Raw genomic sequence first — 12,590 nt, forward strand, 5'->3', positions numbered from 1 at the left:
AATATGACACAGACATTTGCAGAAAAGATTGCTAAAGCGCAAGATTTTCTTCCGATCAATGGCACAGACTACATCGAGTTTTATGTAGGAAATGCTAAACAAGCAGCACATTATTATAAAACAGCATTTGGGTTTCAATCTGAAGCCTATGCAGGTCCGGAGACTGGTGTCCGTGATCGCGCTAGTTATGTGCTGAAACAAGATAAAATTAGAATCGTCCTTACCAGTGCTTTAAAATCTGACCACCCGATTGCAGAACATGTGAAGAAACATGGCGATGGTGTAAAGATATTAGCATTATGGGTAGATGATGCCGAGAAATCCTATCAAGAGACCATCAAGCGTGGAGCAAAATCCTATCAGGAATTAAAAATCATGAATGATGATTTTGGTGAACTTCGTACAGCAGGAATTTACACCTACGGCGAAACAGTACACCTTTTTGTAGAACGCAAGAACTACAATGGAACCTTTATGCCAGGATATTCGAAATGGGAAAGTGACTATAATCCTGAGGAAACAGGTTTATTATATGTTGACCATTGTGTGGGTAATGTTGGTTGGGACCGTATGAATGAAACAGTGGAATGGTATCAAAACGTGATGGGGTTTGTGAATATCCTATCCTTTGATGATAAGCAAATCAATACCGAATACTCGGCTTTAATGAGTAAGGTGATGAGTAATGGTAATGGTTATGTGAAATTCCCTATCAACGAGCCTGCTGAAGGAAAGAAGAAATCGCAAATTGAAGAATACTTGGAATTCTATGAAGGAGAGGGTGTACAGCATGCCGCTTTATGTACCAAGGATATTGTTAAAACTGTACGTGCATTAAAAGCTCGTGGTGTAGAATTTCTAGGAGCCCCTCCTGAGGCGTATTACGATATGTTGCCAGAAAGAGTAGGTGAAATCGATGAAGAGATCAAAACCATCCAAGAGCTTGGTATTTTGGTAGACAGAGATGAGGAAGGTTATTTATTGCAGATTTTTACCAAGCCTGTTCAAGATCGTCCTACGCTATTCTTTGAGATTATTCAGCGGAAAGGAGCACAGAGTTTTGGTGCTGGTAATTTTAAAGCACTCTTTGAAGCCATTGAAAGAGAACAAGAACGTAGAGGTAATTTATAAGTATCAAGAAGCATGAACCAAAGTAATATGAAGGCCTTATTGAAGACCTTTGAGGATAAACAACCTGAGATTGTATTTGAATGGAAAGATACCGAAACCGACGCTGAAGGTTGGGTAGTCATCAATTCTTTAAGAGGAGGTGCTGCAGGTGGTGGTACGCGTATGCGTAAAGGACTCGATCGAAATGAAGTAATGTCCTTGGCTAAGACCATGGAAGTAAAATTTACGGTTTCAGGTCCTGCCATTGGCGGTGCTAAATCTGGAATTAACTTTGACCCTTCCGACCCTAGAAAACAAGGGGTTCTAGAAAGATGGTTTAAAGTGGTTACACCATTGTTGAAAAACTATTATGGTACAGGTGGAGATTTAAATATTGATGAAATCCATGATGTGATTCCAATCACTGAACAATACGGTCTTTGGCATCCACAAGAAGGAGTCTTAAATGGTCACTTCGATGTTCGTGAGCATGGACGTATTCACCAGATCGGTCAACTACGTTATGGTGTATCCAAAGTATTGGAAGATCCTCATTTCAGCCCTGATCTGAAAAGAAAATACAAGATTGCCGATATGATTACGGGTTATGGAGTTTCTGAATCTGTAAAACATTACTATCAATTATTTGATGGCAATATCGGTGGTAAGCGCGCTATCATCCAAGGATGGGGTAATGTAGCTGCATCAGCGGCCTTTTATCTCAGTAAGCTTGGGGTTAAAGTTGTTGGAATAATTGACCGCGTGGGTGGATTGTTGAATCAAGAAGGATTTACAGAAGAAGAGATTACCAAGTTGTTCTTGGAACGTGAGGGAAATGCATTAAAAGCAGATTATCTTATTCCTTTTGAGGATATCAATCAGCAAGTATGGTCATGTGGAGCAGAAATTTTCATTCCTGCTGCAGCCTCTAGATTAGTATCCAAAGAACAAATCTCTGAGATGGTGGAGCATGGCTTAGAAGTGATTGCCTCAGGAGCAAATGTACCTTTTGCTGATCGTGAAATCTTTTATGGCCCTGTGATGGAATATGCGGATAATCATGTGGCAGTAATTCCAGATTTTATTGCTAATTGTGGAATGGCGAGGGTCTTTGCTTTTCTAATGCAACCTAATGTTGAAATTAGTGATGAGTCTATCTTTACGGATGTTTCCGATGTGATTGGTCAGGCTATTAATCAAATAAAAGTTCATGCAGGGGATACAAAGACGAATTTGTCTTCTCGAGCTTATGAGATTGCCCTAAGGGAATTGATTTAAATATAAGGTCTTAAAACCAGTGAAAAAAACAAGGAGGTAAGCAATTACCTCCTTGTTCTTATATATTCTTCAATAACCGGCAGATCGGCATTCGCCCAATCATACCGGAAAAGTTCGGTTTGATCAACCCAAATAACTTGATCATGTTCCAATGCTTTTAACTTGCCTCCAATTTCTTTACATAAATAGGGATAGAGCGTCAATGAAAAATCCGGATAATGGTATTCCACTTTACTTAGTGGTTCAATGATTTCAATGTCAAGATTTATTTCTTCCTTTACTTCACGCAAAAGACATTCTTCCAACGATTCGCCCTCTTCTCGTTTACCTCCTGGGAATTCCCATTTCAAAGGTAGTTTCATGTTGGCAGAACGTTGGCAAATTAGAACCTGATGGTCCTTTTCAATTAAAGCACACGCTACATGTATCATATTGGTAAATATACTGAAAAGCAAAGAGCTTTTATTAGTACTTATGGAAAGTTTTTAATCTTCCAGTAATTTGTAGATGAATCTTTAAATTATTTGATATTAGCTTCGTTATTTTTCTAATAAATAAGGCTTGCAGTGGTTGCAAGCCTTATTTTATGATTTCTTTTAAGGGAGTTTAGTCAAATCGATACTAGGTGCAGATTGACTATTGTTAAAAGTGAATTTTGTATTTGGAGCCACATAATCATTAAAGAAACCACCATTCTTTAAAAAGAAACCAGTGGCATTGGATCCGCCAAAAGCATCTATTCGTTGTTTTTGGTTATAGGTATTATCAACCGTAAATTTTGCTTCACTAACTTTCATCCAAGTTCCGGCAGTAGTCCGAACCCATTGATTCATGTAATTAGCCGTACGACCGAAATGTCCCATGTTAGGACTGAAATTCTCTAAGAAACCGTGGAAACCTTTAAGGTAAGTAGAGGTCGCTGGACGCTTGAAACTAGCAATTAATACCCATTCACTAGTTTCTGTTTTATAAAACCAGGCGGTATAATCTGTTTTACCAGTACCATCAGGTTCTCCTTTCAACAAAAAACGATAGGTTGTTCCTGCTTTCCACGTATACTTTAAGTAACTCTGACCACCAGATCCTTCATTTCCGAATTCTCCTGTGAAAACATCAGGTCCCTTACGATTTAATTTGATTTTTTGATCTTCCGGAATGTTATTCGGATTATCCGTATTGAACGGACTCCATACAGAAAACAAAATTCGACGTTCAGAAGTAGAATTTACCTGAAAACCAAAATAGCCTTCTCCAAAGCCATTGGCCATAAAATAGGAACCTACAGGGTCTTGACCGACTGGGACATTGATTTCCGAATAATAATAGGATACATTTTCGGATGTTGGAACAGTATAACTCAAATGGCAAGAAGGACCACGTCTAGCCCAATAATAGAAATCAGTTTTGTTTGCAAAGGTAAGTCCTCCTAAAGTAGCTTCACCAGAAATGACCATATCGCTCAGCTCTCCATAATATAAATTGCTTGCACGTATACCTTGAAGGTCAATTTTAACATAACCTGCAGTTACATTGAAATCTCCAATCATGTACTCTTTCTGTGTTGCTGAATTAATATTGAACGATTTCTTTTGATCTCCGATACGGAGCTCCACGCTGTTATTTTCACCTTCTGCTACTGCCTTAGCTAACACGGAGATACGTATTTTGCCAGCTTTAGGAAACTTGACATACGTGCTTATAACGGTATTACTACTTGTCCAATTTTTTAGTCCTGCTGGATCTGCAATAGTTTCTGTAAAGCCGGAGCTAGGACTGGTAACAAAGGCATTCCCGGCCAAAGGAATGTTGAATTGTGAACCCTGATGTCCTGTTTGATCCTGAGCCGGCGGTTTTGGTTCAGGCTTTGGAGTCGGAGTTACCTCTGTACCTGTAGCTGTCTTTGAACAACTGGATATACCCAATACGAGTAATATACAGAGGATTTGTGTGATTTGTAAAATGGATTTTCTCATCATAATTAAAAATTGATACTCAATTATAAACAAGACTGATCTTATTTTAAAATCTGAAAGCTACTCAATCGTTTGTTTAATTTTTAAGAAACAACTTTTAGGGCATTATGTAAAATTCAATTAATCAGTTTGTTGAATATTTTAATTTTTAATAGCCTAACACTGGAAGTCAAATCATTTTTAGATAGGAAGAATTCTACTAATAGATGGTGATTTTCCATCAATTATCTTAATGATAACATTAATTTAACTAATTAAAAATATGCATTCTTTAAATTTAACCCTGTTTAATAACTAACCTTATTTTTTACGCATTTTCTATGGTGAAAAAACTTCTTCATCACATTCGAAAGTTTTCTCCAAAATCTTATTGGAAGGAAATTTTAGCTGTTTTAATCATTTTACTTGCTTTTATCTTTTTCCGGGAGCAACGCAAAGAGCTTATGGAAATTGGCCCTATGTTGAACCGTGCAAATCCATTTTGGCTTTTGGCGGGTTTATTGGTCACCTTCCTATATGTCTATTTTCAGGGAATGATGTATAAAGCAAGCTTCAAAGCATTGTCATTGGATATTAATCTCGGAATTGCAGTTGAGCTATTTCTGAAGCGAAATTTCCTTTCGGTTTTTTTGCCTGCAGGGGGAATCAGTTCTTTGGCTTATACCAGTACTCAATTGAGAAGAAGGAATCTAAACAAGATGCAAATCCATCAAGCAGGGGCATTATATGGATTTATAGGTCTGCTAACGGTGTTTTTGGTCGCTATACCAGTTTTATTCTATTCTTTCATCCACAATCAAACTTTAGGAAGTGCTTGGGCATCCCTGCTCATATTAGGCGGTTTTTTGGGATTAATCTATTTTCTATTTTATAGTTTCAGAAAACGATCTTGGTTATATAGGCTTGCTGAGCGTTATTTTCCTGCTTTTGCCAATAACCTTGAGAATATCTGTTCTGCCAATGTGAGGAAGGGGTCCTTATACTACACTATTTTCTATTCCTTAATGATTGAATTGTGTGGGATCATACATGTTTACATTGCTATGTATGCCTTGGATATACATCATTCTTTTGAGGCTGCGGTAGTTTCGTATACTGTTTCCGTGATTTTAATGATCGTCTCGCCCTTTTTAAGGGGGTTAGGAGCTGTTGAATTCTCTATGTTGTATATTTTCCAACAATATGGTTATACCAACGTTGCAGGCCTTGGAATTACCTTGCTTTATCGGATTTTTGAGTTCTGGCTTCCCTTGTTTTTAGGATTATTAGCCTTTGCATGGCGAGGAAAGCAGTTGGTGACAAGACTTGGTCCTGCCTTATTGATTTTTTTTCTGGGAATGGTCAATCTTTGTTCCGTGCTCACCCCACCATTTGCGGAACGTATGAAGTGGGAGAAATTCTATATAAATTCCCAGACGATGTATTCCTCCAAGATGCTTATTATCGTCTTAGGGGTTGCTTTAATATTGGTTTCGGCCTATCTGATAAAGGGCTTCAGGTCAGCTTATTGGGCTGCCATTACCTTCTGTTTTCTTTCCATTATCGGCCATTTATTGAAAGCCTTTGATTATGAAGAGGCAGTGCTTGCTCTCATCATTCTAGTTCTTTTACTTACAAGCCAAAAGGAATACCGTGTAAAGTCTAGTATCAAGTGGCTCCGAATTGGTTTCGGAACATTTATAACCATGTTTATTGCCGTTTGTATCTTCTCTGCTGTCGGCTTTTATTTTATTGATTACCGACATTTTGGAATGGAGTTCAATTTGAAACAATCCCTGATGCAGTCCATAAATTGCTTTCTATTCTTTGCAGATACCGACTTAGAACCTAAGACGACCTTTGCGAAGGAATTCCTCCGTATTTGTCAAATATTAGGCTTCTTATGTTGGTTAATCTTTTTCTATGCGCTTTTAGTGCCTAAAAAATACAGTGTCTCCATTCAAGATCAGGATGAGCAAAGTTTGGCCAAATTACATGTCAAAAACCATGGACGTTCATCCTTGGATTATTTTAAATATGCGATCGACAAGGAATTGTTTTTCTCTGAGGTGGCAGATGGATTTACAGCCTACCGAGTCGCCAATCATTATGCCGTTGTATTGGAAGAGCCCGTATGTTCATTACGCGATAAGGAAGATCTAATTTTGGAGTTTGAACGTTTCTGTAAAAAAAGAGGTTGGGCAGCTATATATTATCGTGTAGAAGAAGATAGTTTGATGTATTTCCAAGCCAATAAGAAGAAGAAATTATTAATTGGGCAAGAGGCTATTGTAGATTTAAGGGAGTTTACACTGGAAGGAAAGGAAAAGAAATCTTTGCGTAATGGTTTGAATAACTTGCAGAAAAATGGCTATGAAGCTTTCATAAGTCTATCCCCTCAACCAGATGAAATCCTCATGGAACTAGAGGCTGTATCCAATGAATGGTTGCATGTTTTTGAGAAAAAGGAAATGGGGTTCTCTCAAGGTTGGTTCAATCGTGAAGATATAAGGCATCATGACCTTATTATTCTTCGTGATGCTGAAGGATCGGCTAAGGCATTCCTAAATATCATCCCTGATTTTGCTTATGAAGAATGTACTTATGATTTAATCCGAAAGACTGCTGATGCTCCAGGCGCGGCTATGGATGGATTAATTATTAAACTAATAGCCTATGCCAAGGAGAAGGGCTATCGATACCTCAATATAGGTATGGTTGCATTATCCGGATTGGACACAGCTGATAATCCGGCGGAGAAAATCATGAAATTTATATCCCAAAAAATGCCAAACTTTAAAGTCTTTAAATCCCAACGAGAATATAAAGAGAAGTTTACAAAACGTTGGGAAAACCGATACCTGGTCTTTGATCACGATATTGATCTTTTTCAATTACCGATTGTCATAAGAAAGATTATGAAACCCTTTAATGGACGTTCTTAAAGTAATAGTTTATATTAATTTATTAAACAGTTTTAATGCTTTTTTTGTCGTTTCTTTAGTTTTTAAAGCAATATTTTCTATTTTGTAGTAGGCTAAACTTCTTCTAAAAGAAAGATATTTGGATAAATGCATGATTTTGTTTCAGTAGTGGCATTATATTCGCTCTTAAACTTTCGTTACAGCCAATTAATTGCTGACTATGCTCTCTTTTTGACTATAGGAATTTCAGATATTGTATTTTTTATTGAAAAAGGAGAGGCTTGAATAAATTGAACTCAACCTATGAACTATTTGCTAAGACTACTTACCATTCTCCTCTTTACCAATCTTTCGGCAAGTGCGAATTTAATTAATTTGCAATCCACACAAGATAGTTTGGCTAAGTATTCCATTCTAGAGCTCATGGGTAAAGCAGAGGTTACAAAGGATTCCGTGTACCTCAATTACTTGGAGAAAAAGGATCTTTCAACAGAAGAATTAGCGAATGTATTGTACATGCATGGAAACATCTTGATCAATGAGGGGATTATGGATCGTTCCAGACAATATTTCGAACGCTTAGATAGTGTGGCAAAGATTTTAAAGGATCCATTTTATCAGTTCGTTTCCAAATTGAGCATTGGGGAAGTTTATTATCGTCAAAAGAACTATCCGGCAAGTAAAGAATCATTTGAGTCTGCTCACCCTTTCGTTGCTGAGTTCCCTGAAGGTATACAAAGGTCACTTGCAAAGGCTGAATATGTTTATTTCTATTATTTAAATGGTCAATTTGAGCGTTATTCCAAAGAATTGGAGGGGATAAAAAGGGAGTTGATTGATTTAGGTGAACAGGGGAAAGTAGTAGCTGAAGATATGGACTACCTGGAAATGTCTAAAGCGACGGTTTCAGTTTATTTGACGAAAGCCTATTTAATGAACGAAGATTTCAGCAAGGCAGAAGAAGAACTAAAATACAGCGATAAAATTCTCAAAGAACGATTTCATAACAAAATAACCACAACTGCTGTACAGCAGAAACTTACAAAGGGTGAATTTTATTTCTTTAAGAAAGATTTCAAAATGGCTATTCCTTATTTTCAAGAGGTCAATAAGCTAGGGGATTCTGAGAATTTTGGGGATTTCCAATATGTGGCTCGTGTCATGGCATCCATTGCTTATTATCAATTGGGGGATTATAAGCAGTCTTTAGCCTTTTCTGAGTCGGCAATGAACCATGCCATTCCTATTGCTGATTATATTGATTATGAAGTTGAGGCAATGCGTTATGCCTATTTGGCAAGTAAGGAATTGGGGCTTTCTGACAAGGCCATGCAATATTCGCAGAAGTTTTTGGAACAAGATGAAGCCCTAAAAGATACCAAACGATCAAACTTTATCAACAGTATCTTGAATAATATGGAGGTTAGTCAATTGGAAAATGACCTCATTGCAAAAACCAAATCCAATTATGTTCTGCGCTATAGTCTAATAGGGCTAGCAATTCTTATTATCATATTGGTTTTATTCACAGTTTATCAAATTCGAGAGAATAAACGCAATAAAGAGAAGATTCGTGAATTTATGCACAATCTGGAAGAGTCTGATAAGGCAGAGAAAGCCAAACAAGAAGAGCGTAGGATAAACAAAGCTAATGCTGAGACGAATTCTGATACGCCTGCTCAGCCAGATGATAAGACCGTTAAGATTTTGGATAAATTGGAAGAGTTTGAATCCAGCGACTTGTACACCGATAGTAAAATGAGTTTATCCTACCTGGCAAGTTACTTGGGTACCAACACAATCACCTTGTCTAAAATCATAAACACCTATAAGGAAATGAATTTCAATGATTATATCAACGGATTGCGCATTCGTTTTATCATTGAGAAAATAAAGAATGAGCCTAAATTTGAACAATATAAAATAAGCTATTTAGCGGAAGTAAGTGGTTTTTCGTCCCATAGTATATTTAGTAAAGCCTTTAAGAAAAGTACAGGTGTCACGCCATCTCAATTCTTGGATTTTCTTAAAGAAGACACACGATAAGTGTAGAAATAAACCTTTTTATGTTGCTCAATTTATATAATAGGACAAGGGAAAAATTAGGTTGAGACATGGACAGCCACTATTTTTGATAAGCATGATTGCTAAGTCCCTATCGATAATTAGGGTTGTTATTTGCCATCAACTTATTTGAAATATAACAAAACTGCTTATGTTTTTTTACACCAAAAGAATTGAAGAAAAGGTCTTTTCAGTAGATCAATTGGAAAATCCTATAAACCCTCATGCTGATATGGTTTTAGGCTTCTACCGAAACTATGCTTGGACCGCGTTCTTCAGAATATATAATAAAAATGCTGCTCCATTATATTGGGATTTAACAACCAATAAAACCATTCCAAAGCGGAAATGGACTGGAGAAATGCATGCCTTGGTCAAACAAAAGGAGCATGAAGTTCCTGCAGCACCCTATCGATTTAAACTGACCATTGTCGGATATATCATGACGCTCTTTTTTATCGGTTTCTTTGCTTATTTAACGTATGATTCATTACGTCCTAAACCTTCATATGCCGATCAGGTAACACCAATTCAAGAAACTCCAAAAGCAGGAGATATGTACTTTGGAAGATTTGAAACGATGAAGCCTGGTGAGCGAGTTGCTTCAAAGGTAGGTTTTGGATGGTTTAAGGTGATTGAAAATAACCAAGGCCAGCTAAAGGTCGCAATGAATAGAAATATGAGTTCCCATCATAAACCAAGTCAGGAATTGAATTCTACGGATTATGAAGAGCAGACAATAGATGCCAATATTAGTTCACAAGAATCATTTCAATTAAATTTGATATCTTCTGACAAATTAACGGAAATGTACTTCACGGAAAAAAAATAACTGACTGAACTAATGGCGCAAAAAAGAAAGAAAGCTATTCGAATCTTGATCTTGGTGATAACAGTTAGCTTGCTGCTATTTGGATTCTTACTGTATAGCACGATCAAAATGAAAACGCGGAATATTAGTGAGATGCAACCCTTTGCTACTTATATAGGGGATAAGTTAAATCTTCAAAGAACAGTATGGCTTTTTCAAGAGAAGGAACCAGTAGATTCTAAATATCCTCTGGTACTTCTAGATAGCCTTAATCCTTCTTTTCAGTGGTATCATGACCGAATAAAATTGCAAAATCCGGAGGTGAAACTGATTAAAAAAATACCAGAGGGTACGAGTCTGCAGTTTGATAAGGTGATTATGTATACCAATGGCGTTTCAGGTACCTCAACTCCCAGGATGTTCGGTGAGCTTCAAGATACTGGTCAAACTTATAAAGTAGAATATAGCTGGGGTGATCAATCTTTCGCACGCTTATTAGATAAAGAAGAAAAGACTTGGTCTTTTGGTTTGGCACCTTGGCAATCAACAAAAGATACCACATTTTATAAATTACCCATCGCCGAGTTTTGGTAAATAGCCATTTTTATTATTTTATTTATTAATGTTCTGTAATCGTTTTTTTAACAGATATACAGTAGGAGCTAAGTTTAATTGCTTGATTTTTAGGCTTCATAGCTGCCTGTTGATACACCTTTTTACTTTATAAAATCCACTTTTTATATTCTCCTTTCAAGCATAAATCAAAAAAAGATTGTTTTTCTATTTGTCAATTCAAAAATAATCTACTAAGTTTGTAGAGTATTCAGAATTGCGCAAGCAATACCAACCGAGTGTCGGCACCGCGGTGGTAAATTAATACGGGTTTCCTGCCAAAATAAACGAATATAATAGGAACAATACCCTTCTTTTCTGGATGCAATGATGGTTTAATTAAATAAACAAGAATTGTATGTCACACACAAAAGATTTTCAACAACATTTAGTAGAGCAATTTCATCATTACTCTACACAAGAATTGGTCATTTTAAACAATGAGCTTGTGCGTTCCAACTGGGGGAGTAGCAAGACTGCTTTCCGGAATGCCTTGTTATCGACTCTCTCCAATCGAGGCATTGATCTCTCGGCTATTATTCATAGCCTAGATGGTTTTACTCAGATTCAACGTATTGCTGTTCGCCTCGAAGCAAATAAACTTGTACCGTTGGATTAAAATGTTCTATCTGCGGCAGTAGGATTATATCTAACTGCCGCTATTTTTAGAAATACCGTTTTTGAAGAACCTTAATGGGTTCTTTCCATTAAAATGTTAAATCGAATTTTTAATGTTTTTCTGATAGTGCATATAGGGCAAATGTTCCAAGCCAATGTGTACCCATGTAATCATCTTGGGAACTAATATTATTGATAGAAAATGCCAGATGCTCATTCGCCAAATCTTTTAAATGATTTAATGAAGGAACAGCTTTAGCAATTCCATATAAACAAGCTGCACGACTGTAGTTTAATCCATCCAGATGTACCAATTTGCCATCGGTACGGTCTTTAACGATTGCTGGTTCTAAATGAAATCCAGACTCATATAGACTCGGTAAAAATGCTTTCAACCAAGCATCGTAGCGTCCTGGTTCCAATACTTTACTCATTAAAAATGCCTCTTCTAAACATGGTGATAGAAAGTCATAACCTGAAGGTTCATAAGCTAAGTTGCATAGGTTATCTTTTGCAAACAACCTTTTAGAATTATCTTCTATGCTTTTGATGAATGATTGATCTTTCATTGTTCTAGCATAATCCAAAGAAAGTGATAAACCAAAGGCAGAGTTATCATGTTGGCCTGCGCGAATAGGGTAGACGAGTTTAGGCAGGTATTCTTGATATCTTTTCACCAATAAATCCACTAATGGCTTCAATGCTGTTTGCCAACGTTTAGCATCAGCATCCTCCCAAGTGTGTAACTCCTCCTGCAATTTAAATAGCCAAGCCCAACCATAGGTTCGTTCGAAACTCAAATTATTGGGATCCTCAAAAAAAGCTTTTTCAATTTCAACGTTTTCTGGCGTAATATGTTGGTTCAAAAGAGCACGGATTTTACCATCCGTATCCAATTCTGGGAATTGTTTCATCAATTTTATAATGGACCAATAGCCATGAACGGAGGAGTGCCAATCGAAGCAACCATAAAAAACAGGTCTTAAGGCTTTTGGAGACTTTAAATCGGCATCTGAGCCAAGCACTTGTCCCAGTTTATTCGGATATTCTACCTCTAAACAGTGGGTTGGAAGGGCGAATATAGATTTGGCAATATCGGCTGTTAATTTGACTTCTTCTATTGGTTTTGGCGCTGTTTTTTTATCCGTACTATTACATGCTGTAAACAAAAGTGTACAACATGAAAATAGGCTAAGGGCTATATTCTTCATAATAATGTAT

Annotated in this window: 10 protein-coding genes and 1 riboswitch; of the genes, 7 read left to right on the top strand and 3 right to left on the bottom strand. The window is 36.9% G+C overall.

What is annotated here, in order from left to right:
* Positions 1-3: 3 nt before the first annotated feature.
* Positions 4-1,131, top strand: a complete 1,128-nt coding sequence (gene hppD / locus ACP6L2_RS01450; protein WP_344674345.1) for a 4-hydroxyphenylpyruvate dioxygenase — start codon at positions 4-6, stop codon at positions 1,129-1,131.
* Positions 1,132-1,143: 12 nt separating this feature from the next.
* A complete protein-coding gene (locus tag ACP6L2_RS01455) occupies positions 1,144-2,388 on the top strand; it encodes a Glu/Leu/Phe/Val dehydrogenase dimerization domain-containing protein (protein WP_440507536.1) in 1,245 nt (414 codons plus the stop codon).
* A gap of 44 nt (positions 2,389-2,432) precedes the next feature.
* Here ACP6L2_RS01455 and ACP6L2_RS01460 read toward each other — a convergent pair whose 3' ends face one another.
* Entirely contained in the window at positions 2,433-2,819 is a 387-nt protein-coding gene (locus tag ACP6L2_RS01460) for a (deoxy)nucleoside triphosphate pyrophosphohydrolase (protein WP_440507537.1), read from the bottom strand.
* 165 nt (positions 2,820-2,984) lie between these two features.
* Positions 2,985-4,364: a DUF3472 domain-containing protein gene (locus ACP6L2_RS01465; protein ID WP_440507538.1), complete on the bottom strand. Its 1,380-nt coding sequence runs from the start codon at positions 4,362-4,364 to the stop codon at positions 2,985-2,987.
* A gap of 317 nt (positions 4,365-4,681) precedes the next feature.
* On the opposite strand from ACP6L2_RS01465, the gene ACP6L2_RS01470 reads away from it, so the two are divergent.
* The 5 genes from ACP6L2_RS01470 to ACP6L2_RS01490 all read left to right on the top strand — a co-directional run bounded on the left by ACP6L2_RS01470 (position 4,682) and on the right by ACP6L2_RS01490 (position 11,370).
* On the top strand, positions 4,682-7,285 hold the full coding sequence (locus tag ACP6L2_RS01470; RefSeq protein ID WP_440507539.1) for a phosphatidylglycerol lysyltransferase domain-containing protein: 2,604 nt from the start codon (positions 4,682-4,684) through the stop codon (positions 7,283-7,285).
* Between the two features lie 282 nt (positions 7,286-7,567).
* A complete protein-coding gene (locus ACP6L2_RS01475) occupies positions 7,568-9,310 on the top strand; it encodes a helix-turn-helix domain-containing protein (protein WP_440507540.1) in 1,743 nt (580 codons plus the stop codon).
* A gap of 169 nt (positions 9,311-9,479) precedes the next feature.
* Positions 9,480-10,160, top strand: a complete 681-nt coding sequence (locus ACP6L2_RS01480; RefSeq protein ID WP_440507541.1) for a hypothetical protein — start codon at positions 9,480-9,482, stop codon at positions 10,158-10,160.
* Between the two features lie 108 nt (positions 10,161-10,268).
* Positions 10,269-10,733, top strand: coding sequence for a hypothetical protein (locus ACP6L2_RS01485; RefSeq protein ID WP_440507542.1), 465 nt, complete (start codon positions 10,269-10,271; stop codon positions 10,731-10,733).
* A 220-nt stretch (positions 10,734-10,953) separates the two neighbouring features.
* Positions 10,954-11,048, top strand: a riboswitch (SAM-I-IV-variant riboswitch).
* 61 nt (positions 11,049-11,109) lie between these two features.
* Positions 11,110-11,370, top strand: a complete 261-nt coding sequence (locus ACP6L2_RS01490; RefSeq protein WP_344674337.1) for a 5-oxoprolinase — start codon at positions 11,110-11,112, stop codon at positions 11,368-11,370.
* 109 nt (positions 11,371-11,479) lie between these two features.
* On the opposite strand, the gene ACP6L2_RS01495 is transcribed toward ACP6L2_RS01490, so the two are convergent.
* A complete protein-coding gene (locus ACP6L2_RS01495; RefSeq protein ID WP_440507543.1) occupies positions 11,480-12,580 on the bottom strand; it encodes a DUF2891 domain-containing protein in 1,101 nt (366 codons plus the stop codon).
* Between the last annotated feature and the right edge of the window lie 10 nt (positions 12,581-12,590).

Source organism: Sphingobacterium lactis (genome assembly GCF_051951495.1).
Lineage (GTDB): Bacteria > Bacteroidota > Bacteroidia > Sphingobacteriales > Sphingobacteriaceae > Sphingobacterium > Sphingobacterium lactis_A.